This window comes from Pseudomonas paraeruginosa PA7 (genome assembly GCF_000017205.1).
Classification (GTDB): domain Bacteria; phylum Pseudomonadota; class Gammaproteobacteria; order Pseudomonadales; family Pseudomonadaceae; genus Pseudomonas; species Pseudomonas paraeruginosa.
In genome coordinates this window covers 3,352,957-3,375,831 of record NC_009656.1, presented here as the reverse complement: position 1 = coordinate 3,375,831, position 22,875 = coordinate 3,352,957, and the positions used below count along the sequence as shown (strand labels likewise).

22 protein-coding genes are annotated in these 22,875 nt (G+C 65.9%); 10 read left to right on the top strand and 12 right to left on the bottom strand.

All coding sequences use genetic code 11. From position 1 onward, the window contains the following. Positions 1–138: 138 nt before the first annotated feature. The gene (gorA, locus tag PSPA7_RS15510) at positions 139–1,494 is read left to right on the top strand and encodes a glutathione-disulfide reductase (RefSeq protein WP_012076013.1); all 1,356 of its coding nucleotides are present in this window, start codon (positions 139–141) and stop codon (positions 1,492–1,494) included. 64 nt (positions 1,495–1,558) lie between these two features. Here gorA and PSPA7_RS15505 read toward each other — a convergent pair whose 3' ends face one another. Both PSPA7_RS15505 and PSPA7_RS15500 read right to left on the bottom strand, forming a co-directional pair. Beyond that, positions 1,559–2,560 (bottom strand): bile acid:sodium symporter family protein, encoded by a 1,002-nt coding sequence (locus PSPA7_RS15505; protein WP_003154745.1) that lies wholly within the window; start codon positions 2,558–2,560, stop codon positions 1,559–1,561. A 151-nt stretch (positions 2,561–2,711) separates the two neighbouring features. After that, positions 2,712–3,104: an ACT-like domain-containing protein gene (locus PSPA7_RS15500; RefSeq protein ID WP_012076012.1), complete on the bottom strand. Its 393-nt coding sequence runs from the start codon at positions 3,102–3,104 to the stop codon at positions 2,712–2,714. Between the two features lie 132 nt (positions 3,105–3,236). Here PSPA7_RS15500 and PSPA7_RS15495 point away from each other — a divergent pair, with 132 nt between their 5' ends. Further along, on the top strand, positions 3,237–3,710 hold the full coding sequence (locus PSPA7_RS15495; RefSeq protein ID WP_012076010.1) for an Lrp/AsnC family transcriptional regulator: 474 nt from the start codon (positions 3,237–3,239) through the stop codon (positions 3,708–3,710). A gap of 23 nt (positions 3,711–3,733) precedes the next feature. After that, on the top strand, positions 3,734–4,039 hold the full coding sequence (locus PSPA7_RS15490; protein WP_003154738.1) for a winged helix-turn-helix domain-containing protein: 306 nt from the start codon (positions 3,734–3,736) through the stop codon (positions 4,037–4,039). 52 nt (positions 4,040–4,091) lie between these two features. Here PSPA7_RS15490 and PSPA7_RS15485 read toward each other — a convergent pair whose 3' ends face one another. The 4 genes from PSPA7_RS15485 to PSPA7_RS15470 form a co-directional block, all read right to left on the bottom strand. Then, positions 4,092–4,901, bottom strand: coding sequence for a hypothetical protein (locus tag PSPA7_RS15485; RefSeq protein ID WP_012076009.1), 810 nt, complete (start codon positions 4,899–4,901; stop codon positions 4,092–4,094). Positions 4,902–4,909: 8 nt separating this feature from the next. Next, positions 4,910–6,022 (bottom strand): hypothetical protein, encoded by a 1,113-nt coding sequence (locus tag PSPA7_RS15480; RefSeq protein ID WP_012076008.1) that lies wholly within the window; start codon positions 6,020–6,022, stop codon positions 4,910–4,912. Between the two features lie 260 nt (positions 6,023–6,282). Next, the gene (locus PSPA7_RS15475) at positions 6,283–6,525 is read right to left on the bottom strand and encodes a hypothetical protein (RefSeq protein WP_041025359.1); all 243 of its coding nucleotides are present in this window, start codon (positions 6,523–6,525) and stop codon (positions 6,283–6,285) included. After that, complete coding sequence (locus PSPA7_RS15470; RefSeq protein WP_012076006.1) at positions 6,522–6,776, bottom strand: YjiS-like domain-containing protein; 255 nt, start codon at positions 6,774–6,776, stop codon at positions 6,522–6,524. Before PSPA7_RS15470 ends, PSPA7_RS15475 begins: the two co-directional genes overlap by 4 nt. Before the next feature lie 179 nt (positions 6,777–6,955). Between PSPA7_RS15470 and PSPA7_RS15465 the strand changes: the two genes are divergently transcribed. From PSPA7_RS15465 to PSPA7_RS15455, 3 genes are all read left to right on the top strand, one after another. After that, positions 6,956–8,380 (top strand): aminotransferase-like domain-containing protein, encoded by a 1,425-nt coding sequence (locus PSPA7_RS15465; RefSeq protein WP_012076005.1) that lies wholly within the window; start codon positions 6,956–6,958, stop codon positions 8,378–8,380. Between the two features lie 134 nt (positions 8,381–8,514). Beyond that, positions 8,515–9,423 carry a siderophore-interacting protein gene (locus PSPA7_RS15460; protein ID WP_003154726.1) on the top strand — a complete coding sequence of 303 codons (909 nt, stop codon included), beginning with the start codon at positions 8,515–8,517 and terminating at the stop codon, positions 9,421–9,423. Next, entirely contained in the window at positions 9,423–10,097 is a 675-nt protein-coding gene (locus tag PSPA7_RS15455) for a class I SAM-dependent methyltransferase (protein WP_003154725.1), read from the top strand. The genes PSPA7_RS15460 and PSPA7_RS15455 overlap by 1 nt, the downstream gene beginning before the upstream one ends. 7 nt (positions 10,098–10,104) lie before the next feature. On the opposite strand, the gene PSPA7_RS15450 is transcribed toward PSPA7_RS15455, so the two are convergent. The 3 genes from PSPA7_RS15450 to PSPA7_RS15440 form a co-directional block, all read right to left on the bottom strand. Beyond that, positions 10,105–11,763, bottom strand: a complete 1,659-nt coding sequence (locus tag PSPA7_RS15450) for a thiamine pyrophosphate-binding protein (RefSeq protein WP_012076004.1) — start codon at positions 11,761–11,763, stop codon at positions 10,105–10,107. Between the two features lie 118 nt (positions 11,764–11,881). Continuing rightward, positions 11,882–12,193 carry a branched-chain amino acid transport AzlD family protein gene (locus PSPA7_RS15445; protein WP_012076003.1) on the bottom strand — a complete coding sequence of 104 codons (312 nt, stop codon included), beginning with the start codon at positions 12,191–12,193 and terminating at the stop codon, positions 11,882–11,884. Further along, on the bottom strand, positions 12,178–12,888 hold the full coding sequence (locus PSPA7_RS15440) for an AzlC family ABC transporter permease (RefSeq protein ID WP_034000109.1): 711 nt from the start codon (positions 12,886–12,888) through the stop codon (positions 12,178–12,180). The genes PSPA7_RS15445 and PSPA7_RS15440 overlap by 16 nt, the downstream gene beginning before the upstream one ends. 555 nt (positions 12,889–13,443) lie before the next feature. On the opposite strand from PSPA7_RS15440, the gene PSPA7_RS15435 reads away from it, so the two are divergent. The 4 genes from PSPA7_RS15435 (at position 13,444) to PSPA7_RS15420 (ending at position 19,080) form a co-directional block, all read left to right on the top strand. Beyond that, entirely contained in the window at positions 13,444–14,820 is a 1,377-nt protein-coding gene (locus PSPA7_RS15435) for a glutamine synthetase family protein (RefSeq protein ID WP_012076001.1), read from the top strand. A gap of 156 nt (positions 14,821–14,976) precedes the next feature. Next, positions 14,977–16,347: an APC family permease gene (locus PSPA7_RS15430; RefSeq protein WP_003156576.1), complete on the top strand. Its 1,371-nt coding sequence runs from the start codon at positions 14,977–14,979 to the stop codon at positions 16,345–16,347. A gap of 480 nt (positions 16,348–16,827) precedes the next feature. After that, complete coding sequence (gene sstT, locus PSPA7_RS15425; protein WP_003156577.1) at positions 16,828–18,057, top strand: serine/threonine transporter SstT; 1,230 nt, start codon at positions 16,828–16,830, stop codon at positions 18,055–18,057. Between the two features lie 120 nt (positions 18,058–18,177). Further along, positions 18,178–19,080, top strand: coding sequence for an RluA family pseudouridine synthase (locus PSPA7_RS15420; RefSeq protein WP_003156578.1), 903 nt, complete (start codon positions 18,178–18,180; stop codon positions 19,078–19,080). Positions 19,081–19,116: 36 nt separating this feature from the next. On the opposite strand, the gene PSPA7_RS15415 is transcribed toward PSPA7_RS15420, so the two are convergent. The 3 genes from PSPA7_RS15415 to PSPA7_RS15405 all read right to left on the bottom strand — a co-directional run bounded on the left by PSPA7_RS15415 (position 19,117) and on the right by PSPA7_RS15405 (position 22,841). After that, positions 19,117–20,991: a DUF3857 domain-containing transglutaminase family protein gene (locus PSPA7_RS15415; protein ID WP_012075999.1), complete on the bottom strand. Its 1,875-nt coding sequence runs from the start codon at positions 20,989–20,991 to the stop codon at positions 19,117–19,119. 174 nt (positions 20,992–21,165) lie between these two features. Then, the gene (gene yidD / locus PSPA7_RS15410) at positions 21,166–21,426 is read right to left on the bottom strand and encodes a membrane protein insertion efficiency factor YidD (protein ID WP_034000136.1); all 261 of its coding nucleotides are present in this window, start codon (positions 21,424–21,426) and stop codon (positions 21,166–21,168) included. A 59-nt stretch (positions 21,427–21,485) separates the two neighbouring features. Beyond that, entirely contained in the window at positions 21,486–22,841 is a 1,356-nt protein-coding gene (locus PSPA7_RS15405; protein ID WP_012075998.1) for a hypothetical protein, read from the bottom strand. Between the last annotated feature and the right edge of the window lie 34 nt (positions 22,842–22,875).

Genomic DNA, 22,875 nt, shown 5'->3' with positions numbered 1-22,875 from the left:
TACCTCCACGGACAAGCATAGCCCATCGCCTGCCAGGCCCTGTGCTGAGCCGTTTCGACAGGTTTTTGCGCCGATCCGGCAGGAGTCCGCTGCAGGGAATGGGTTATGCTGGAACGCATCTGATCCAGGAGTAGGAACATGTCTTTCGATTTCGATCTGTTCGTCATCGGCGCCGGCTCCGGGGGCGTCCGCGCCGCCCGTTTCGCCGCCGGCTTCGGTGCCCGCGTCGCGGTGGCGGAGAGCCGCTACCTGGGCGGCACCTGCGTCAACGTCGGTTGCGTACCGAAGAAGCTGCTGGTCTACGGCGCGCACTACAGCGAAGACTTCGAACAGGCCCGGGCCTATGGCTGGAGCGCTGGCGAGGCGCGCTTCGACTGGGCGACCCTGATCGGCAACAAGAATCGCGAGATCCACCGCCTCAACGGTATCTATCGCAACCTGCTGGTGAACAGCGGGGTAACCCTTCTCGAAGGCCACGCCCGCCTGCTCGACGCGCACAGCGTCGAGGTGGACGGCCAGCGCTTCAGCGCCAGGCACATTCTCATCGCCACCGGCGGCTGGCCGCAGGTGCCGGAGATTCCGGGCAAGGAACACGCGATCACCTCCAACGAGGCGTTCTTCCTCGAGCGCCTGCCGCGCCGCGTGCTGGTGGTCGGCGGCGGCTACATCGCCGTAGAGTTCGCCTCGATCTTCAACGGCCTGGGCGCCGAGACCACCTTGCTCTACCGTCGCGACCTGTTCCTGCGCGGCTTCGACCGCAGCGTGCGTGAGCACCTGCGCGACGAACTGGGCAAGAAGGGGCTCGACCTGCAGTTCAACAGCGACATCGCCCGTATCGACAAGCAGGCCGATGGCAGCCTGGCCGCGACCCTCAAGGACGGCCGGGTACTGGAGGCGGACTGCGTGTTCTACGCCACCGGACGGCGGCCGATGCTGGACGACCTCGGCCTGGAGAACACCGGAGTGAAGCTGACCGACAAAGGTTTCATCGAGGTCGACGAGCACTACCAGACCAGCGAGCCGTCGATTCTCGCCCTTGGCGACGTGATCGGTCGCGTGCAGCTCACCCCGGTGGCGCTGGCCGAGGGCATGGCGGTGGCGCGTCGGCTGTTCAAGCCCGAGGAGTTCCGTCCGGTGGACTACAAGCTGATTCCCACCGCGGTGTTCAGCCTGCCCAACATCGGCACCGTCGGCCTGACCGAGGAAGAGGCGCTGAGCGCCGGGCACAAGGTGAAGATCTTCGAGAGCCGCTTCCGACCGATGAAGCTGACCCTCACCGACAACCAGGAAAAGACCCTGATGAAGCTGATCGTCGATGCCCACGACGACAGGGTGCTGGGCTGCCACATGGTTGGCGCCGAGGCCGGCGAGATCCTCCAGGGTATCGCGGTGGCGATGAAGGCCGGGGCGACCAAGCAGGTCTTCGACGAGACCATCGGCATCCATCCGACCGCGGCGGAAGAGTTCGTCACCCTGCGCACGCCGACGCGCTGAGCCGCGTCGAGACGAAGAAGCCGGCTCATGGGCCGGCTTCTTTCGTTTTTGCGAGCGCGTCGCCTCAGCGCGAGGATGCTTCCGCCAGCACCGCCGCTGCGTCATCGCGGCGCCTGGCGTAGCGCTGAGCGAGCACCGCACAGACCATCAGCTGGATCTGATGGAACAGCATCAGCGGCAGCACCATCGGTCCCACCGCGCTGGTGGCGAACAGCACCTTGGCCATGGGCACGCCGGTGGCCAGGCTCTTTTTCGAACCGCAGAAGACGATGGTGATCTCGTCTTCCTTGCTGAAACCCAGGCGCCGCGCCAGCACCGTGGTCAGCACCAGGGCCAGGGCGAGGATCACGCAGCAGGCGACGGTCAGGCCGATCAGCGCCAGCCAGGGCACTTCATGCCACAGGCCCTGGATCACCGCCGCGCTGAAGGCGGTATAGACCACCAGCAGGATCGAGCCCTGGTCGACATAGCGCAGCACCGGCTTGTTGCGCTCCACCCAGGCGCCGATCCAGCGCCGCAGGACCTGGCCGGCGATGAACGGTACCAGCAGTTGCAGGGTGATCTTGCCGATGGCGTCCAGTGCGTTGCCGGTCTCGCCCTCGGCGCCGAGCAGCAGCTTGACCAGCAGCGGGGTGAGGAACACCCCGAGCAGGCTCGATACCGAGGCGCTGCAGACCGCCGCCGGCACGTTGCCGCGGGCCAGCGAGGTGAAGGCGATGGAAGATTGCACGGTGGCCGGCAGGGCGCAGAGGAACAGGATGCCGAGGTACAGCTCCGGTGTGACCATCGGCGACAGCGCCGGTTTCAGCGCCAGGCCGAGCAGCGGGAACATCACGAAGGTGCAGGCGAACACCAGCAGGTGCAGGCGCCAGTGGGTCATGCCGGCGATGATCGCCTGGCGCGACAGCTTGGCGCCGTGGAGGAAGAACAGCAGGCCGATGCCGATGTTGGTCACCCATTCGAAGACCACGGCGGTCTGGCCGCTACAGGGCAGGAAGGTAGCGAGCAGGACGGTGGCGATCAGCGCCAGGGTGAAGTTATCCGGAAGGAAACGCGGTCGGGACATGGGCACGCTCTGCAGGATCGGGGGAACACACGGCAGTCTCGTGGCTGCCTGACGAACCTGCACTGTAGACATGGGGCCGGCGACCGGCTAACGCCAGAAGGCCAGCCGATGACGCTGAATGGACAGGGCGACGCAGGCGCCGCCCCGGGGCTCAGACGACGCTGGCGAGCAGGGGCTCGCTGAGGCTGGGGCGGATCTTGCCCGCGAGAGGGGAAAACTCCAGGCGTACGCCGAGCACGGTGACCAGCGAGCGCAGCTTTTCCGCGATCACGCTGGCGCGGTGCTGGCTCAGCCCCTGGTAGGAGAGGGTCAGGCGGATCTTGTGCTCCTCGCGGTCAGCCCGTACTCGCTCCGGGGTGAAGGACTGCACGGCGAACAGATTGAGCACTCGGCACAGCAACTCGGGATCGGCCATGCCCTCGACGTGGAAGATCGACAGGGTTTCGCTGTCTGCGCAAGAGCTTTCCCAGACGTTCGGCCGGATCACCTGGCGCTCTTCGCCGCGGGGGTGCTTGGCCGGGAAAACAGGGGCGAGGGTAGACATGTGAAGCTCCAGGCAGTGTTTCGACGAGAGAAATTCTCCCAAAGCCCGCTGGAAGTTTTTATCCTGTTTTTGCGTGAATACGGATTATTTGTGCATAATCGTTCCCTGTAAATGTGCTTGTAGGGAATTTATATGTCCATTTCATTGGATGCATACGATCAGCGTATTCTTGCGCTATTGCAGGAGGAATCCTCGCTGTCCACTGCCGAGATCGCCGAGCGTATCGGACTTTCCCAATCGCCCTGCTGGCGGCGCATCCAGCGCCTGAAGGAGGAGGGGGTGATCCGCAAGCAGGTGACCCTGCTCGACCGCAAGAAGATCGGCCTGAATACCCAGGTATTCGCCCAGATCAAGCTCAACGCCCATGGGCGCAAGAACCTCACCGACTTCGCCGAGGCGATGCACCAGTTTCCCGAGGTGCTGGAGTGCCACGTACTGATGGGCGCGGTGGACTTCATGCTGCGCATCGTCACCCGCGACATCGAGTCCTATGAACGCTTCTTCTTCGAGAAGCTGTCGGCGGTACCGGGTATCCAGGAGGTCAACTCCATCGTCGCCCTGTCGGAAATCAAGTCCACCACTACCTTGCCTCTGCTCGCCCCCTGAGCCTTCACGGAGAACGCCTGTCCATGGCCATCAGCAAGACCAAGTCCAGCTTCTATCGTCGCCTCTATGTCGCCCACCTGATCGACAGCGGCGTTGCCAGCGTGCCGGAGATCATGGCTGCCACCGGCATGCCGCGACGCACCGCCCAGGACACCATCGCCGCGCTGGAGGAACTGGATATCGTCTGCGAGTTCGAGCAGCAGGAAGGCGCGCGTAACCACCAGGGTGGCTATGTGATCCGCGACTGGGGCGCGGTTCGGCGGGAGTGGGTGGCGCGACACCGCGCGAAGCTCGCCGAGGCGTTGGAGTATCCGGCGTTACCCGCCTGAGCCGAGCCCGCGCGAACAAGGAAGGCCGTCTCGCTGGAGACGGCCAGGATCGTCATAGACAGGCTTCCAGCGCACCACCTTCCGCCGAGGCGTTGGCCGCCGCGGCTTTTTCCAGAACATCCTTGCTCACCAGGTTCTTCTTGACACCATAGAACTTGTTGGCGATCTGTCGCTCCAGATCCGAGGCCGCTTCCCTGGCGTTCGGCAGGTAGGAAACGTGGGCCTCGCTGACGTAGCCGGTTTCCGGCAGTACGTTTTCCAGCATGGGCTTGCACGATTCGCAAGGAGCCTGGGAAATGAAACCGGTCAGGCGCCCACCGCTGGGGACGAGACCACTGCGGATATCGCTCTCCAGGTTGCGCAGCGCTTTCAGCTCGGCGTCGGCCTGGCGAATGTCCAGCGATGCGCTGAAGCGTGAATCGGGAACCTCGATGTTCTTCACGTAGCGCTCGGCATTGGCGCCTCTTGCGGCGAAGCGTTCGTCGAACCCCGAATAGAGCGGATGGTCCTGCGGCACCTTGAGCAGGTCGCGCAGGTCTTGCCCGGACATCGCGTTATAGACGCGCAGATGTTCGACGCCTTCCTGGACGTAGCTGTATTCGAAGCGCGCGGTGGTACTGGAGCGCCATTTCGAGACCAGTTCCTTTTTCGCCGCGTTGGACGGGTTCAATTGCTCCTCGGCGACAGCGCGTCCCGCCATGTCGACGTGGTAGCGCACGGATTTGAGTAGCCGCGAGGAGACCTGTTCGTTCACGGAGCTGACCGCTTCCACCGTGACCACCGGGCCGGCCTGGGAGAATCCACTGGCAAGGCTGAGGCCGAAAGCGAGGAAAAACCGGGAAATACCTTTGACGATAGTCATGACGAGCCTCAGATACGACAGATCTTGCTTAGGGATGCAGCGGAAATGCCTTCCGCCTCTTCTTCGCTGAACGCGCCTTCGGCACCCAACTCGCCAGCCTCGGCGGCTTCGAAGGATTCGAACAATGCCAGGCCATCGAACAGCGTGGCGATCGGTACGATCACCTCCAGCAGCTTGGCGAGGAAACTGCTCTGGGGCTCCTCGGGGGAGCGAGGCTTCATCTGGTCGCGGTACTTTTCCTTGTACCAGTCGAACAGCGCCTTGTCGGTCATGTCGTTGAGGCATGGCTCGGCGCCGTCGGTGCCGCTGTAGCGGCCGTCCGCGGTGCAGATCGGGGTGCTGGAAATGAAACCGTTGCGATAGCGGTAGGCTGCGGCCAGGCGAGCCAGTCGGTACTGTGGAGGCAAATGGAAGCCGCCCTGGCCGTCGCGATAGTCCGGGCTCCTCAACTGGTAGTCGAGGATGCCCATCAGATAGTTCTGGTCGCCGTGACTGAGCTGCGTATAGCTCTGGGCCGCCTTGAAGCGGGTCAGGACCCCGGTGTCTATGCCGTTGGCCCGGTGCTGCGCTAGCGGAATGGCGTTCATCGAGTCGCGCAGGTATTGCGCGGCAAGAGCGAACTTGGCGGCAATGGTGCCGTAGCGCCAGCCGAAGAGTTCGTAGGCATGATAGTAGAGGTCGGCATCCACCCCGGCCTTGAGCACATTGGCGAGGATCAGCGGGTCGTCGCGTTCGAAGCTGACATAGCCCTCCGGCACCCGGTCGACGGCGATGTCGCTATGCGGGCGCGCCTTGGTCAGTCCGGTCTCGCGAAGGAAGATGCCGAGCGTCTCCTCGGGATCGAATGCCGTGCCCTGGTCGCGATTGAAATCGCCGACAGCGCTCGCCCAGCCGATGCTGTTGAGAATGGGCGGGTTGGATACGGTATCGGAGTAGATCGATTCAGGCTCGACCAGGAAGGTGTTCTTCAGCGTTTGTTCGTCGAAGTCGATCGAGTTGTCGGTCTTGACTGCGTGGTAGTGGAGTGCCTTGGTCAGCGTATCGGAAAAGTAATCTGCCTGGGCGTAGCCTGAGATGGCCGCCAGGGTTGTCGCCAGCCACAGCGAACTGAAGTGCCTCATGTTCCATCCTCGTATGCGAGGCGCCGCCGGATGCGGCGCCTTCGGCCTGTCGCCGGTTGCGAACAGCCGGCGGGCGGGATACTAGGCAGCGGGGCGGCCGTGGAAGCGGGTGGCGAAGGGAAAATCGGCAAAGGTCGCGGTGGTTCGCAAAAACGCGACAAAGGCATCGCCAGGGCTGTGGCAGACGAATCCAGGTTGGCAGGGGGACAAAAACGGGAGGGGCTCAGCTTGCCTCCCCTCCCTAACATGCGTTCCGTGCTTCAGCCGCCCCCCTGGACGATGGCCGTCCGCCCTGCGCTGCTCTCCTGGTAGCGTTCGATCTGGGCGGCGGGAGCGGGCGGCAGTCGGGGTTTCAGATAGGCCGCCAGGCTGACGCCGCAATACACCCACAGGGCCATGGCGATCAGTGCCTTGTATGGATCGATGTCGGATCGACGCTTGCAGACCATACAGATCTGCTCTTCGGTGGCCGGGTATTCAGCGCAGTTGCGACAGCGGATCATGCGTTCCTCCCGCGGGGGCTGCCAGCCTGCCAGAACGGTCGCGAGGCTTCCTCGCGGGCCTGCTCGGCGCTCAGGCCGATGTCCTTAAGTTCCGCCGCTTCCAGTTCCAGCAGAGCACGCCGGGTCTGCTGGCGGTGCCTGGCCAGTCGATAGCCGCGGCGCAGGGCCTGGGCCAGGGTATCCATCACGGCGAAGGGTAGGTGGCCATCGAGGCGTTGGCGGCGCTCGGTTCTCGCGCTGTATCCCGACATGCTGCGTACTCCGTGTTGATCGGCTGGACGATGGAGATAGAATGGCCACTGCGCGCTGTTCCGTACAGGTCCAGAAAAGGTGGGTTGACTGCATACAGATCAGACGCTTCCCGGCCTGAATGGTGGATTTCCACGCCATCTGTACCGGTCCCGCTTTCGATCTCGCTGGAGTCCCGTTCATGACCCTTTATCTGCAACTCGCCGAGACCCTCGGCTCGCGTATCGAACAGGGCCTCTACCGGCCGGGCGACCGGCTGCCTTCAGTACGCGCGATGAGCATCGAGCACGGCGTCAGCCTGAGTACTGTGCAACAGGCATACAGGCTGCTGGAGGATCGAGGCCTCGCCGAACCACGGCCGAAATCCGGCTATTTCGTCCCGGCGGCACGGCAGATGCCGCCGTTGCCGGCGATCGCCCGGCTGGCCCAGCGGCCGGTGGAAATCTCGCAATGGGAGCAGGTACTGGCCCTGGTCAGCACGGTGCCGCGCCCGGACGTGGTCCAGCTCGGCCGTGGCATGCCGGATATTTCCAGCGCCTCGCTGAAACCGCTGACCCGCAGCCTGGCGCGCCTCAACCGGCATGCCGATGCCCGCGCCCTGGCCTATGACGGTATTCATGGCTCGCCGCTGCTGCGCGAGGAGATCGCCCGTCTGCTGGTGGATTCCGGTTGCCGGGCGAACGCCAGCGACGTGATGATCACCACCGGTTGCCACGAGGCGCTGTCGGTGAGCATCCGCGCGGTGTGCGAGCCGGGCGACATCGTCGCGGTGGAGTCGCCGAGCTTCCACGGCGCCATGCAATCGCTGAAGGGACTGGGCATGAAGGCCCTGGAGATTCCAACCGACCCGGTCAACGGCATCAGCCTGGAGGCTCTCGAACTGGCGCTGGAGCAATGGCCGATCAAGGCCATCCAGGTCACGCCGAACTGCAACAATCCGCTCGGCTACATCATGCCGGAGTCGCGCAAGCGGGCCCTGCTGGCGCTGGCGCAGCGCTATGACGTGGCGATCATCGAGGACGACGTCTACGGCGACCTGGCCTACACCTATCCGCGCCCGCGCACCATCAAGTCATACGACGACGATGGCCGGGTGCTGCTCTGCGGTTCGTTCTCCAAGGTCCTCGCGCCGGGGCTGCGGATCGGCTGGATGGTTCCCGGGCGCTATGCCGACCGGGTGCTGCACATGAAGTACATCAGCACCGGGGCGAGCGCCCTGCAGCCGCAGCTGGCGATCGCCGAATTCATCGGCAACGGCCACTACGAACCGCACTTGCGGCGCATGCGCGCGCAATATCAGCGCGGCCGCGACCTGATGATTGACTGGGTGGCGCGCTATTTCCCCGAAGGTACCCGCGCCAGCCGGCCGCAGGGCGGTTTCCTGCTCTGGGTCGAGCTGGAGGAAGGCTTCGACACCCTGCGCCTGGACAAGGCCCTGCGCCAGCGTGGGGTGCAGGTGGCGGTGGGCTGCATCTTCTCCGCCTCCGGCAAGTATCGGAACTGCCTGCGGATGAACTACGCGGCGCCGCCGACGCCGGCCATCGAACAGGCGGTCAGGCGGGTAGGGGAGTCCGCCTGCGAATTGCTGGAGCCTTGCGAGGCCTGAGTGCCAGGCGTGCTCGCGACGCAGCGAATGATTGTGTAAATGTCAAATGCTAATCATTCGCATCGTCTGCTAGAGTTGCCTGACGCATGCATCCGCCGGCGCCATGGGGCGCCGGTCACCAGGAGACCATCGTCATGTCGCAACCCGCCTATCGATTGTTCAATGTCGAACTCAAGCGCCGCGAGCGGCTCAGTCCTGCGCTGACCCGTTTCGTCTTCGGCGGCCCGGAGGTCGCCGAGATGAAGACCCTGGCCGCCGACCAGCGGATCAAGATCTTCTTTCCCGATGCCAGCGGCCAGCCGCCCAGCCTGCCGGGCGGCAGCCAGTGGTACCAGGCCTACCGCAGCGTCGAGCCGGCGCGCCGGCCGCCGATGCGTACCTATACCATCCGCGCCTTGCGCGCCGAGCAGGAAGAGGTCGACGTGGAATTCGTCCTGCACGGCGAGAACGGCCCGGCCTCGGCCTGGGCGACCCACGCCCGGGTCGGCGATCGCCTGCAGCTGGCCGCGCCCAACCGTCATTACGGCGAGGATCCCGGCGGCTACGAGTGGAAGCCGCCGGCCGGTGTCCGGCATATCCTGCTGATCGCCGACGAAACCGCCTTGCCGGCGGTGGCGGGCATTCTCGAGGCGCTCGCCGGCGAGGCGCAACCGCCGGCAATCGAAGCCTTCCTCGAGGTCCCGGAGGAGGCCGACATCCTCGACCTGCCGGCGATTCCCGGCGCGCGCCTGCACTGGTTGCCGCGCCACCAGGCCGGGATCCACTCGCGCAACGGCGAGCGGATGATCGAGGCGGCGCGCCTGGCGCGCCTGCCGGAAAGCGAGATGGTCGGCAGCGCCATCCAGGAGCTGGAGGATGTCGATGTCGACGAGGAAATCCTCTGGGAACTGGCCAATCCCGAAAGCGGCACCTTCTACGCCTGGGTCGCCGGCGAGTCGGCGGCGGTGATGGCGATCCGGCGCTACCTGGTGAAGGAACGCGGTATCGACAAACGCCACCTGACGCTGATGGGTTACTGGCGCCTGGGCAAGGTCTTCGACTGATGAGCCGTTTCGTCGGGAAGGACGCGGACAGCTACGAGTCGCGCATCGGTTGCCTGCTACCAGGCTACGAGCTGTTACACCTGCTCAGTCGCGCCCAGTTGCTCGCCCGCCTGCCGGAACGGGCGCGCCTGCTCAGCGTCGGCTGCGGCGCCGGTGGCGAACTGGCGGAACTGGCCGGACAGCGCCCGGGCTGGCGGTTCGTCGCCCTGGACCTGTCGGCGGACATGCTGGCGCTGGCCCGGCAACGCTTCGCCATGCTCGGCCTGCTCGAGCGGATCGACCTGCACTGTGGCGAAGTGGCCGGCCTGCCCGCGTCGCCTCCCTACGACGCGGCGCTGCTCCTGCTGGTGCTGCACTTCATCCGGGGTGACGAGGCCAAGCTTCGCTTCCTCGAGACGATCGCCGCGCGCCTGGCGCCGGCGGCGCCGTTGCTGCTGGCGAACCTGATGGAGCCGCGGGACGCCTTCGAGCGGCCGGTGCAGGCCGAGGCCTGCCGCCTGCTCGGGCTGTCGGCCGAAGAGGCCGGCGGCATGCTGCAACGCTTGCGCGACGACTTCGATCCGCTCTCCGAGCAGCGTCTTGGCGAATTGCTCACGGAGAGCGGCTTCGTCCTGCCCGGACGCTACTTCCAGGCTGTCGGCTACCAGGCCTGGATCGCCTTTCGCGCCGCCTGAGCGCGATTCAGGCGAGGCGTGCCTGTGGCGTGACCTGGCGCGGATCGGTGAGCAGTTCGAGCAGCGCCGGGCGCCCGCTTGCGCGGGCGCGGCGGAATGCCTCGGGGAAGTCGGCGCTGCGTTCCACCCGCTCGGCGTAGGCGCCGAACGCCCGCGCCAGGGCGACGAAGTCGGGATTGACCAGGGTGGTGGCGGAAACGCGTCCTGGGTATGCGCGCTCCTGGTGCATGCGGATGGTCCCGAGCATGCCGTTGTTGACCACGATCACCACCGGTGTCGCGCCGAACTGCGCGGCGGTCGCCAGTTCCTGCGGGTACATCATGAAGCAGCCGTCGCCGGCGAAGCACACCACGTCGCGCCGCGGCTCGCGCAGGCTGGCGGCGATCGCCGCGGGCAGGCCGTAGCCCATGGCGCCATTGGTCGGCGCCAACTGCGTGCGGGCCTGGCGATAGCGGTAGAAGCGGTGCACCCAGACCGCGTAGTTGCCGGCGCCGTTGGCGATCACCGCATCGTCCGGCAAGGTTTCATCCAGATGCGCGACCACCGCCGCCAGGTCGACGCCCTGCAACGCCGGGTCGCTGGCGACGGGGGTCGAATACGCCAGGTAGTCGGCGCGGGCGGCTTCGCGCCAGGCCTGCCAGGGCGGCGAGGGCCGTGGCGGCAGGGCGGCGAGGGCCTCGGCGAAGGCGACGGGAGTGGCCTGGATCGGCAGGTGCGCCAGGTAGACGCGGTTGAGCTCCGCGCCGTCGGCATGGACGTGGACCAGCGCCTGCGCCGGCTCGGGGCAACCGACCAGGCTGTAGCCGGCGCTCGGCGTTTCGCTCAGGCGCGAACCGAGCACCAGCAGCAGGTCGGCCTGTCGAACACGCTCGAGCAGACCTGGCGCGGCGCCGAAGCCCAGTTGTCCGACATAGTGCGGATCGCGGTTGTCGAACAGGTCCTGGCGGCGGAACGAGGCGGCCACCGGCAGGCCGTTGGCATGAACGAAGGCCGCCAGGCGCTTGCGGGCGGTCTCGTCCCAGCCGCTGCCGCCGAGCACCAGCAGCGGACGCTGCGCGCGGTCCAGCCGCTCTTGCAGTTCGCCCATCGCCGCGGCCGCAGGCTGGCCAGGCAGCAAGCGTGGCGCCGGTGCGTCCGCGACCTGCGCGGAACCGAACAGGATCTCCTCGGGCAGCGCGACCACCACCGGGCCCGGCCGGCCCGAGGTGGCGACACCGAAGGCGCGGGCGACGAGTTCCGGTATCCGGTCGATGCGGTCTATTTCCACGACCCATTTGGCCAGGCCGGAGAACATCTGCACGTAGTCGACTTCCTGGAACGCCTCGCGGCCCTTGAAGGCGCTTTCCACCTGGCCGATGAACAGGATCATCGGCGTCGAGTCCTGCTTCGCGGTGTGCACGCCATTGGCCGCGTGGGTGGCGCCGGGGCCGCGGGTGACGAAGCAGATGCCCGGTCGTCCGCTCAGCTTGCCGTAGGCGTCGGCCATGTTCGAGGCGGCGCCTTCGTGACGGGTGACGACGGTACGGATGCCGGCGGCGTCGTGCAGCGCGTCGAGCACCGGCAGGTAGCTTTCACCGGGGATGCAATAGACCGTATCGACGGCGTTGCGCCGCAGCGCTTCCACCAGGATCTGCCCGCCATTGCGCCGGGGAAGGGGGTCGGCCATGGGAACCTCGCTGCGAGAAGGATCGATGCGCCGATCTTCGGCCGAAAGCGCGTGGGCGCCAAGCGACCTTTCTTCGCGAGTTCATTCCCGTTGCGCATGAAGCGCTGGCCGGTCCCGGTCAGACCAGCCACTTGAAGAAAAAGAAGAACGCCATGCCCAGCAGCATGCTCGCCAGGGTGTTGCGGGTGTAGAGCACCAGCGCCACGGTGACCACGCCGCTGACCAGGTAGGGATTGTCGTAGCCGAGGTCGATGCGTCCCTCGGGCATGAACACGATGGGGCCGCAGATCGCCGTGAGCATGCCCGGCACGGCGAAGCCGAGGAATTGCCGAAGGTTGCTGCCCAGGCGGATCGGCAGGCGCGGTTCGAGGAACAGGTAGCGGTTGAGAAAGACGATCGCGCCCATGCCGAAGATCACTGCCCAGACCATGGAGCCTCCCGATACAGCTTGTTGCAGACGAAACCGGCGGCCATCCCGGCGAGACCGGCCAGGACCAGCGCCGAACTCCATTGCCAGTAGCTGAACAGCACCGAGCAGAACAGCGCGGTGGCGACGCAGACCACGGTCGGCACGTTGCGTACCAGCGGCGCGACCAGGGCGATGAAGGTGGCGGCGATGGAGAAGTCCAGGCCAAGGTGCTCGAGGCCGGGAATGCTGCGACCGAGGAGGATGCCGGCGAGGGTGAAGAGGTTCCAGGCGGCATAGAAGGTCAGGCCGACGCCGAGTGCGTACCAGCGGTCGAAGTTGCGCTGGTCGTGCTGGCTGGCGAGAGCGAAGAATTCGTCGGTGAGCAGGAAGCCGAGGCCGACCCGCCAGCGTCCCGGTAGCGGCGATAGCACCGGGCGCAGGCTCATGCCGTAGAGCAGGTGCTGGGAGGTCAGCAGCAGGGTGGTGAAGATGATCGAGAAGAAACCGGCGCCCCCCTTGAGCATGCCGATCGCCACCAACTGGGCGGCGCCGGCGAAGACGATGGCGGACAGGCCCTGGCCTTCGGCGGGGGTCAGGTTGGCTTCGATGGCCATCGATCCGGCCAGCAGGCCCCAGGGCGCGACGGCCAGGGACAGTGGCAGGATGGCGACGGCTCCGCGGAGAAAGGCGTGGCGGGGCAGGTCGGTAGCGGTCATGGGCATGGCAGGTGGTGGACGTCGGGCCAGCATGCCAGGGGGCGTCCGGGTCTGGCTTGAACGATATTGCTGTTCGTCTCCGCTCGCGGCTGTGCGAAAGGCGATCGCCGTCCTTCCTTATATAAGGATGAAGTGGCGAGACGTTCGCCGGCCGAACACGGGCCACGGCGGCGAGGCTGGCGAAGGCAGGGACAGGCGGGGATAGGGAGCGCAGCTAGCGCGGATGCTGACCGATCTTGTGGCCACGGAACTTGGCGCCGAGGGACGGCTGGTAAGGCATGGAACACCCGGTTTATTGCTGTTGTAGGGTGGGCACAGCTTAGCCTTGTTCAATTTTTCGTACAACGCCGTCTGTAAAATATCCGCTGCACCCGGTTGAACACCGTGCCCGGCCTGGCTTTCACCGCTTTCCTGCTGCCCTGGAAGGCCCTTTCTACGGCCGCCCGGCATTTTGTGTGCATCGAGGAGGGGCTATTGACAACAAATTGGCTTTCCGATTGACTCTGGCTCCAGCCCCCGCATGATTGAAATTTTTAACAAAAAAGGTGTTGCATCATGTCGGTACCCCTGCGTGCCGTTCAGCTCACTGAGCCGAGCCTGTTCCTTCAGGAACATCCCGAGGTCCAGTTCGTCGACCTTCTGATTTCAGACATGAATGGCGTGGTTCGCGGCAAGCGGATCGAACGCAACAGTCTGCCCAAAGTCTTCGAAAAAGGTATCAACCTTCCCGCTTCCCTGTTCGCCCTCGACATCACCGGCTCCACCGTGGAGAGCACCGGCCTGGGTCTCGACATCGGCGACGCCGACCGGATCTGCTATCCGATCCCCGGCACCCTCTCCATGGAGCCCTGGCAGAAGCGCCCCACCGCGCAACTGCTGATGACCATGCATGAGCTGGAAGGTGATCCCTTCTTCGCCGACCCCCGCGAAGTCCTGCGCCAGGTGGTGGCCAAGTTCACCGAGATGGAACTGACCATCGTCGCCGCCTTCGAACTGGAGTTCTACCTGATCGACCAGGAGAACGTGAACGGCCGGCCGCAGCCGCCGCGCTCGCCGATCTCCGGCAAGCGCCCGCAGTCGGTGCAGGTGTATTCCATCGACGACCTCGACGAATACGTCGAGTGCCTCCAGGACATCATCGACGGCGCCCGCGCCCAGGGCATCCCGGCCGATGCCATCGTCGCCGAATCCGCTCCGGCGCAGTTCGAGGTCAACCTGCATCATGTCGCCGACCCGATGAAGGCCTGCGACTATGCGGTGCTGCTCAAGCGCCTGATCAAGAACATCGCCTACGACCACGAGATGGACACCACCTTCATGGCCAAGCCCTATCCGGGCCAGGCCGGGAACGGCCTGCACGTGCACATCTCGCTGCTCGACAAGCACGGCAACAACATCTTCACCAGCGAGGACCCCGAGCAGAACGCCGCATTGCGCCATGCGATCGGCGGTGTGCTCGAGACCCTGCCGGCCTCCATGGCCTTCCTCTGCCCCAACGTCAACTCCTACCGCCGCTTCGGTTCGCAGTTCTACGTGCCGAACGCGCCGAGCTGGGGCCTGGACAACCGCACCGTGGCCCTGCGCGTGCCCACCGGCAGCCCGGACGCGGTGCGCCTGGAGCACCGTGTGGCCGGCGCCGACGCCAACCCCTACCTGCTGCTGGCAGCGGTGCTGGCCGGGGTCCACCACGGGCTGAGCAACCAGGTCGAGCCGGGCGCGCCGATCGAAGGCAACTCCTACGAGCAGTTGGAGCCGAGCCTGCCGAACAACCTGCGCGACGCCCTGCGCGAGCTGGACGACAGCGAGATCCTGGCGAAGTACATCGATCCGAAGTACATCGACATCTTCGTCGCCTGCAAGGAGAGCGAGCTGGAGGAATTCGAGTACTCGATCTCCGACCTGGAATACAACTGGTACCTGCACACCGTGTAAGCGGGGGCGGGCGGTGCCGAGCCGGCGCCGCCCGTCCGCACTTCCGTCGAGGTCCCCATTCTTGCTGGAGGTAGACAGCGGCAAGCCTGCGGTTTCCGCCTGTCCGCCTTCCTTTGCTGTGCATTAGAAAAAGAAGAAATCGAGGCAAGCGCATACATGTCGAATCCACCCCCCTCCGCAGAGCGAACCCAGCTTCGCAAATCCCTGAAGCTGTGGCAGATCGTCATGATCGGGTTGGCCTACCTGACCCCCATGACCGTCTTCGATACCTTCGGCATCGTTTCCGGGATCTCCCAGGGACACGTGCCCACCGCCTACCTGCTGGCCCTGGCCGGCGTGCTGTTCACCGCCGTCAGCTACGGCAAGCTGGTCCGCCAGTTCCCCACCGCCGGCTCGGCCTATACCTACGCGCAACGCGCGATCAATCCACATGTCGGCTTCATGGTCGGCTGGTCGTCGCTGCTCGACTACCTGTTCCTGCCGATGATCAACGCGCTGCTGGCGAAGATCTACCTGACCGCACTGTTCCCTGAAGTAGCGCCGTGGATATGGGTGGTGATGTTCGTGCTGATCATGACCGTCATCAACATCAAGAGCGTGAATCTGGTCGCCAACTTCAACACCGTCTTCGTACTGGTCCAGCTGGCAATCATCGTGGTCTTCATCGGCCTGGTGATCCATGGCCTGGAGAACGGGGAGGGGACCGGCACGGTGCTCAGCACCCAGCCATTCTTCTCCGAGCATGCGCATCTCTCGGCCATGGTGGCGGGTGCGACCATCCTCTGCTTCTCCTTCCTCGGCTTCGACGCGGTGACCACGCTGTCCGAGGAGACCCGCGATGCCGCCAGGGTGATCCCGCGGGCGATCTTCCTCACCGCGCTGTACGGTGGGGTGATCTTCATCACCGTGTCCTACTTCCTGCAGTCGTACTTCCCGACCAACGTGCGCTTCAAGGAGCCGGACGCGGCGCTGCCGGAAATCGCCCTGTACGTCGGCGGCAAGTTGTTCCAGTCGATCTTCCTCTGCGCTACCTTCATCAATACCCTGGCCTCCGGGCTGGCTTCCCAGGCCAGCGTATCGCGCCTGCTGTACGTGATGGGCCGGGACAACGTGCTACCGGAGCGGGTCTTCGGCTTCGTCCATCCGAAATGGCGTACGCCGTCGATCAACGTGCTGATCGTCGGCATGGTGGCGCTCTCGGCGATCTCCTTCGACCTGGTGACCGCCACGGCGCTGATCAATTTCGGCGCGCTGGTGGCCTTCACCTTCGTCAACCTGTCGGTGATCGTGCACTTCTACGTGCGCGGCGGGCGCAACCGCAGCCTCAGGGAGCATTTCCACTACCTGGTCCTGCCGTTGACCGGCGCGGCCATCGTCGCGGTGCTCTGGCTCAACCTGGAAAGCACCTCGCTGGTGATGGGGCTGGCCTGGGCCGGGCTGGGCTTCGGCTATCTGTTCTACCTGACCCGCCGGTTCAGCCGGCCGCCGCCGCGCTTCCAGGAGAACGAGCTGAGTGCCACCCGCTGACGTGAAGCGATTCAGCGAAAGGTGAAGAAAAAAGAGCGCTAAACTTCACGAAATTTTCACGCCGACGGGTCAATCATGGACCCATGGCTAACGGACTAGCCCCCCATCTGAAGCCCGCCTCATGGCGGGCTTTGGCTATCCGCAGCCAGCGGATTCCGCGTTTTCCCTCCTTTTCACAGGGCTTTCCCGGCCTGCAGGGCGCCGCCGCGCCTGCGACGACATGTCCGAATCCAGACAGAATTGGACGCCCCCAAAAAGCCCAGACACGGCTAGAATCCACGCCGTCCCGATCCGGTTCGATGGCCGTGGCGGGGATGCCTGCTGTCCGCTGGTCGGTGTTTCCGCTGCCGCATCAGGTCCTTCCCTAGACTACCGGGCCGATTCGAGCCATCCCTTCGCGGGGGCGGAACGGCACAGGGTCGTTCGGCATGGAAGCCGCCTGGGCCGGCCTTCGACACACCTATAAGAGTGGAAATCTGCATGACATACCCTGAACGACCCCTGCTTCATCTACTGACGCGTACCAGCCTGGTGGTCCAGATCATCGTCGGCCTGGTCGCCGGCCTGCTGCTCGCCAGCTTCTTCCCGGCCGCCGCGCTCAAGGTCGGGTTCATCGGCAAGGTCTTCGTTTCCGCCCTGAAAGCGGTGGCGCCGGTGCTGGTGTTCGTCCTGGTGATGGCCTCCATCGCCAACCACAAGCAAGGCCAGCAGACCCATATACGGCCGATCCTGCTGCTGTACCTGGTGGGCACCTTCAGTGCCGCGGTGGTCGCGGTGATCGCCAGCTTCGCCTTCCCCTCCAGCCTGGTCCTGGCCAGCCAGCCGGGCGAGATGTCGCCGCCCGGCGGTATCGCCGAAGTGCTCCAGGCGCTGCTGCTGAGCGTGGTGGACAACCCGGTCAACGCCCTGATTTCGGCCAACTTCATCGGCATCCTGGCCTGGGCCATCGGCCTGGGCATCGCCTTCCGCCACGCCAGCGACAGCACCCGCAACCTGCTCTCCGAGCTGTCCGGCGGCGTCTCGCTGATCGTCAAGGTGGTGATCCGCTTCGCTCCGCTGGGGATCTTCGGCCTGGTCGCCTCGACCTTCGCCGAGTCCGGCGTCGAGGCCTTGAAGGGTTACGCCCACCTGCTGGTGGTACTGCTCGGCTGCATGCTGTTCGTGGCCTTCGTGGTCAACCCGCTGATCGTGTTCCTGAAGATCCGCCGCAATCCCTATCCGCTGGTGCTGACCTGCCTGCGCGAAAGCGGCATGACCGCGTTCTTCACCCGCAGTTCGGCGGCCAATATCCCGGTCAACCTGCAGCTCTGCGAGCGCCTTGGCCTGCACGAAGACACCTATTCGGTGTCGATCCCGCTGGGCGCGACCATCAACATGGCCGGCGCGGCGATCACCATCACCGTGCTGACCCTGGCGGCGGTGCACACCCTGGGCATCGACGTGGACGTGCCGACCGCGATCCTGCTCAGCGTGGTCGCTTCGGTCTGCGCCTGCGGCGCGTCAGGCGTGGCCGGTGGTTCGCTGCTGCTGATCCCGCTGGCCTGCAGCCTGTTCGGAATTCCCAGCGAAGTGGCGATGCAGGTGGTCGCGGTGGGTTTCATCATCGCGATCCTCCAGGATTCCGCGGAGACCGCGCTGAATTCCTCCACCGACGTGCTGTTCACCGCCGCGGCCTGCCAGGCGGAGGAGCGCAAGGCCAGCGCCGCCTGAGCCGCTGCCTGCCTCCCGGAAGAAACCGCCTGCGGGCGGTTTCTTCGTTCCGGCCCGGCGGGCTTTGACCTGGACGCCGTGCTGCGGCCTAATGGGCGTCCGTCTTCCCCGAGTTGCCGCATGTCGTCTCCCGCCTTGCCTGGCGCCAGTCTTCGCGCCAGTACCCTGCATCTGCCCGCCGGTCCCTGGAGCACCGTGCTCGACTGTCTCTGCGCGCGTTTTCCGGCCATCGACCGCGATACCTGGCTGGCGCGCATGCGACGGGGCCGCGTTCTGGATGCCGAAGGGCGCGCGCTGGACGCGCGGACGCCGTATCGCGAAGGCCTGCGCGTGCATTACTTCCGCGAAGTGCCGGTGGAAACACCGATTCCCTTCGAGGCGCGCATCCTGCACCAGGACGAGCATCTGCTGGTGGCGGACAAGCCGCACTTCCTGCCGGTGATGCCGGCCGGTGGCTATGTCGAGCAGACCCTCCTGGCGAGGTTGGCACGCAGCACCGGCAACCGCGAACTGGTGCCGCTGCACCGGATCGACCGGCATACCGCCGGTCTGGTGCTGTTCTCGACCAATCCCGGAAGCCGCGGGCGCTACCAGGCGCTGTTCCGCGAGCGGCGCATCGACAAGTACTACGAGGCGATAGCTCCGGCCTTGCCGCGGCTGGACTTCCCGTTGCTGCGCAAGACTCGCCTGGTGCCCGGCGAGCCGTTCTTCCGCATGCGCGAGGGCGACGGCGAGCCGAACAGCGAGACGCGCATCGAGGTGGCCGAGCGCAACGGCCGCTGGTGGCGCTACCGGCTGTATCCGGTGACCGGCAAGAAACACCAGTTACGCGTACATCTGGCGGCGCTCGGCGCGGCTATCCAGAACGACGGCTTCTACCCCGGGTTGCTGGACGCCGAGGACAGCCCCGACGACTATCGGCGGCCGCTCAAGCTGCTGGCCAGGGGCCTGCGTTTCGACGACCCGCTGAGCGGGGAAGCGCGTGTATTCGAATCCGAGCTGAGACTCGAATGGCAGGAGTGAGTGGGAGACGCGCCCGTCGAAGCGGGCGCGTTGTGATCAGGACCGCTCGTCCAGCCTGACCACCAGGCGCAACTGCTCGACGCATCCGCGGCTCTGCTCGATCAGCTTGCCGAACTCGGCGCTGTTGATCTCGTCGTGGTTGAGCCAACTGGTTTTCTGCACTTCCCGGTAGCGGTAGTGGTAACCGCCATCCTTGGCCGGTTCGGCCTGCAGGTCGATATCGAACCAGGGGCTGCGGATCTCGCAACTGTGCGCCGGTTCGTCGGTCTTGCCGCCGGACAGGCTGATGTCATAGGAAGTTATCTGCGGCTCGCCCAGGTACAGCTCGGCCAACTGGCCTTCGCTGCGGTACTTGGCGAAGGCGTCCCACTGGCTGGCCAGGTCCTGGCGGTTGTAGAAATACTTCCCGCCCAGCCGGTCGAGGGCGCGGCGGTCGGTAAGCCTGGCACTGATCGAATAGCTGGGTGGCAACACGAACTGGCTGTCGTCACGCTCCAGCACGCAGTCGCTGCCTTCCTTGGCGAAGTTGCGGCACAGGTCCTGGTCGGTGCTGGTGCGGCCGCGCTGGCGGTCGGCGACGCTGAGTTGCATCAGCGGCGCATTGGAAAGCTCCACGCGCGACTCGACCCTGGCTTCGCCGTCGTGGGTGTAATGCTCGCTGCGGGTCACGCGCAGGGTGTCGCTGGGCGCTTCCAGGGGTATCTCGTTGCGCCGTACCTTGCCGTCGGCACCCAGCACCAGCGCCCAGCGCTGCTGGATGTCGGGCATGGTTCGGCCGGGAGCGAACACCGGGTTGGTCGGGTCCAGCCACCAGGTACTGCCGTCCACCTCGGCGCGGACAATGGCGTGGTTCGGCGCGTACAGGCCGGGCACCAGCAGGTCCCAGGCCACGTCGCCGCGGCTGACCAGGGTCGGTTCGGCCTTGATTCCGGCGGCCTTGAGCATGGCGCCGAGGAGGATCGCCAGGTCCTTGCAGTCGCCATAGCCATTGCGCTCGATCTCCGCTAGGGAGAAAGGCACGTAGCCGCGCTCGCTGGCGCGCCAGTCACCGAGGTAGCGGTAGGTGTCGTTGATGTACTGCATCAGGCCGGCGACCTGCTCGCGCGCCGGCTTGCCCTTCACCGCGGCGACGGCCGCCGCGGCGCCCCTGGGCAGCTCCGCGGCGAGGATCTCGTTGTAGCGCGCGGCGAACGGGCCGAAGTTGTCCTGCAGGTCGAGCGAGCTGCCCAGTTCCAGGCGCGGGGTGTGGCGCAGGTAGGCATTGCCGGCTTCGTTGATGTAGTTGGTGTATTGCGGTTTCTTCAGGCTGACCTTGAGGGTCTTCCGGTCCGCGCTCTGTTCGATGCGATAGGCGTCCATCAGCTCGCTGCGCACGAAGATCGGCCGCTCGGCCTTGAACTCGGCGACGAAGCGGTCGTCGCGCACCGGCATCGGCGGCCGGCTGAGGACATAGTGGAACTGGGTGCTCAGCGGCTTGGCGGTGAAGTGCTCGCGCAGGGTATAGCTGATGCGGGTACCGACCCGCAGGTTGGGGAACGCCAGGGAGGTCTGGCGTTCGCGCAGGAAGCCCTGGTCCGGGTTCGGCGCGGTCCGCGTATCGATCTGCGACTGGTCCAGCGGCACCGGCTTTTCGCCGGGCTGGGTCAGTTCGGCCTTCTCCACGATCAGGCTGTCGGTCTCGGCATAGCTGCGGTCGATCCGCGAGAGCATCTCGCGACCGCTCGGCTTGAGGATGGTGAAGCTGTAGGTGCTCACGCAGTCGGTGCTGTTGTCGGCGTTGAACTGGCAACGGAACTCGGTCTCGCCGGCCAGCGGGGCCTCGGCGATCGGTTGCAGCGCGGCGAGGGCCGGGGTGGCGGCACAGAAGACACTGGCGGCGAGGAAGGAAGGAGAGAAGGGATGACGGGGCATCGGTGCCTCAGGATGAAACGTTTGGGCGGAGCTCCCGGGCACAGCCGGCCGCAAGGGGACGGTGGAGGATAGCCGGGGAGATTGGCCCTGAATGATATGTTTTATCAATTCCGCATGTCGACCGGCGGGTCCGGTTATGTGCGGGATGTCGCCGTTGGGAGCTTTTCGCCGGCCTCATTCGCCCGGTTTCGCCGTTCTGTGGCAGGCGCACGCCTGTTCCTGGCGCTCCGGCACCGGGTCGAAACCGCCCGGATGCCAGGGATGGCAACGCAGCAGGCGGCGCGCGCCGAGGTAGCCGCCACGCAGCGCGCCGTGGGTGCGGATCGCCTCCAGGGTGTAGTGCGAGCAACTGGGATAGAAGCGGCAACGGGGCCCGATCAGCGGACTGATCACGTACTGGTAGAAGCGGATCAGTCCGATCAGCAGGAACTTCATGGCGATGCCCTCGGCGGGGTTGCGGCGGCGAACGGGCATTGTAACGCCGTTGATGGTCCTCAAGGCGCATTCTCCGCCGCACAGTAGAGGGTCCGCCCGTCGACGAGGCTGCGAGCAGTCGCCAGGCGGCCGCGCAAGCCCGGTTCATCCAACGCCAGCGTACCCTCGCGCCAAGCGCCTCCGCGCAACGGAATCAGCGCCGAACGGCCGTAGCCCGGGCAGTACGCCTCGGCGTCGCCTTCCAGATAGTCGACGCCGTCCAGGGTCAGCTCGCCGACATTCCAGCGCGCGCCGAGGTAGGCCTGGCGGAACGGCCCGTCGGGAAGGACGTAGAAGCCCCCGCGCACCCCGCTTGCCGCCGTGGCGAAGCCGATGGTACGCCGCGGTTGCGGGATCACCAGCAGCGCTCGCCGTGGGTCGGCGAAGGCCTCCTGCAACTCGACCAGGCGCTGGCGGGTGGCGCCCATCTCGCGCCGGTAGCGCTCGCCGCGCGCCCGTGCGGCATCGGATAGTTCGCTCCAGGCCGGAGGCTGGTCGCGCAGCAGGTAGTCCAGCGGCCAGGTGCCATCCATCGCGGCCTCCTTCCAGTCCGCTTCGTCCTCGCGCAGGTCCAGCAACACGCCGGCCAGCGCGCCGATCTCGTAGGCTTCGCTGTCGACGCCGACGCCGATCTCGTTGGCATCGTAGAAGGCCAGCGCGTACTCCCGCAGCGCCTGCCGATAGCGTTGCGGGTCCTCGGTGAAATCGGTGCGGTAGCGCGCGGCGGCGGCCATCTCGACATAGCGCGCGGTGCCTTCGCTGAGATCGACCTGCGCCGCCAGCCGGCTTTCCTCGGGAGCCGCTTCGCGCCAGCGGCGCAGCCAGCCCTGGGCGTCGCTCAGGTAGCTGTCGCGCTGCTCGGGCGTGCGCAGGGCCTGGAGCAGCGACTGGAACAAGGCGTAGCGGTATTGCCGTGGGCGCGGGTCGAGCGTGGCCAGGTCGCCGCGGTAGCTGCCGGGCTTGCGCAGGCCCCGCCAGTCTTCCTGGGCGTAGCGGTGGAAGGCTTCGTGCGGACCTATGGCGGCCAGCGCCTCGGTATTGCCGGCATTGCTCCGCAGATGCGCGCGGCTGATCTGCAACAGCACCGTCGGACGACCCTGGTATTGCGCAAAGGCATAGCTCAGGTCGAGTTCCGGGTCGCCGATGGCAGGCGCCGTGGTGCGCTGCGCGCGCCCTTCGGCATCGGCTACCCAGGTGTCGTGGCCGTCGCTGTAGAGAAAGGCCTTGTCGGCCAACCGCCAACCGGGCCAGAGTCGCTCGCTGTGCTGGCCGACGGCATGGGCATAGGCCAGGTAGCGGCGGGCGAACGCCTCGCTGTCCGTCGCGGCGGCGGGGAGGGATAGGGCAAGCAGGACCAGGGGCAGGGTTCGGATCATGGTTGGGACGGTTTCGCAAGGCCGGTCATGGCGA

What these genes read in the sequence shown, in the direction of transcription:
- PSPA7_RS15490 (WP_003154738.1), top strand. Translation starts at nt 3,734, where the DNA reads ATGGCCATCAGCAAGACCAAGTCCAGCTTCTATCGTCGCCTCTATGTC.
- PSPA7_RS15485 (WP_012076009.1), bottom strand. Translation starts at nt 4,901, where the DNA reads ATGACTATCGTCAAAGGTATTTCCCGGTTTTTCCTCGCTTTCGGCCTC.
- PSPA7_RS15420 (WP_003156578.1), top strand. Translation starts at nt 18,178, where the DNA reads ATGTCGTCTCCCGCCTTGCCTGGCGCCAGTCTTCGCGCCAGTACCCTG.
- PSPA7_RS15445 (WP_012076003.1), bottom strand. Translation starts at nt 12,193, where the DNA reads ATGGTCTGGGCAGTGATCTTCGGCATGGGCGCGATCGTCTTTCTCAAC.
- PSPA7_RS15460 (WP_003154726.1), top strand. Translation starts at nt 8,515, where the DNA reads ATGTCGCAACCCGCCTATCGATTGTTCAATGTCGAACTCAAGCGCCGC.
- PSPA7_RS15415 (WP_012075999.1), bottom strand. Translation starts at nt 20,991, where the DNA reads ATGCCCCGTCATCCCTTCTCTCCTTCCTTCCTCGCCGCCAGTGTCTTC.
- yidD (WP_034000136.1), bottom strand. Translation starts at nt 21,426, where the DNA reads ATGAAGTTCCTGCTGATCGGACTGATCCGCTTCTACCAGTACGTGATC.
- PSPA7_RS15430 (WP_003156576.1), top strand. Translation starts at nt 14,977, where the DNA reads ATGTCGAATCCACCCCCCTCCGCAGAGCGAACCCAGCTTCGCAAATCC.
- PSPA7_RS15505 (WP_003154745.1), bottom strand. Translation starts at nt 2,560, where the DNA reads ATGTCCCGACCGCGTTTCCTTCCGGATAACTTCACCCTGGCGCTGATC.
- PSPA7_RS15495 (WP_012076010.1), top strand. Translation starts at nt 3,237, where the DNA reads ATGTCCATTTCATTGGATGCATACGATCAGCGTATTCTTGCGCTATTG.
- PSPA7_RS15475 (WP_041025359.1), bottom strand. Translation starts at nt 6,525, where the DNA reads ATGATCCGCTGTCGCAACTGCGCTGAATACCCGGCCACCGAAGAGCAG.
- PSPA7_RS15465 (WP_012076005.1), top strand. Translation starts at nt 6,956, where the DNA reads ATGACCCTTTATCTGCAACTCGCCGAGACCCTCGGCTCGCGTATCGAA.
- gorA (WP_012076013.1), top strand. Translation starts at nt 139, where the DNA reads ATGTCTTTCGATTTCGATCTGTTCGTCATCGGCGCCGGCTCCGGGGGC.
- PSPA7_RS15480 (WP_012076008.1), bottom strand. Translation starts at nt 6,022, where the DNA reads ATGAGGCACTTCAGTTCGCTGTGGCTGGCGACAACCCTGGCGGCCATC.
- PSPA7_RS15455 (WP_003154725.1), top strand. Translation starts at nt 9,423, where the DNA reads ATGAGCCGTTTCGTCGGGAAGGACGCGGACAGCTACGAGTCGCGCATC.
- PSPA7_RS15500 (WP_012076012.1), bottom strand. Translation starts at nt 3,104, where the DNA reads ATGTCTACCCTCGCCCCTGTTTTCCCGGCCAAGCACCCCCGCGGCGAA.
- PSPA7_RS15470 (WP_012076006.1), bottom strand. Translation starts at nt 6,776, where the DNA reads ATGTCGGGATACAGCGCGAGAACCGAGCGCCGCCAACGCCTCGATGGC.
- sstT (WP_003156577.1), top strand. Translation starts at nt 16,828, where the DNA reads ATGACATACCCTGAACGACCCCTGCTTCATCTACTGACGCGTACCAGC.
- PSPA7_RS15440 (WP_034000109.1), bottom strand. Translation starts at nt 12,888, where the DNA reads ATGACCGCTACCGACCTGCCCCGCCACGCCTTTCTCCGCGGAGCCGTC.
- PSPA7_RS15405 (WP_012075998.1), bottom strand. Translation starts at nt 22,841, where the DNA reads ATGATCCGAACCCTGCCCCTGGTCCTGCTTGCCCTATCCCTCCCCGCC.
- PSPA7_RS15435 (WP_012076001.1), top strand. Translation starts at nt 13,444, where the DNA reads ATGTCGGTACCCCTGCGTGCCGTTCAGCTCACTGAGCCGAGCCTGTTC.
- PSPA7_RS15450 (WP_012076004.1), bottom strand. Translation starts at nt 11,763, where the DNA reads ATGGCCGACCCCCTTCCCCGGCGCAATGGCGGGCAGATCCTGGTGGAA.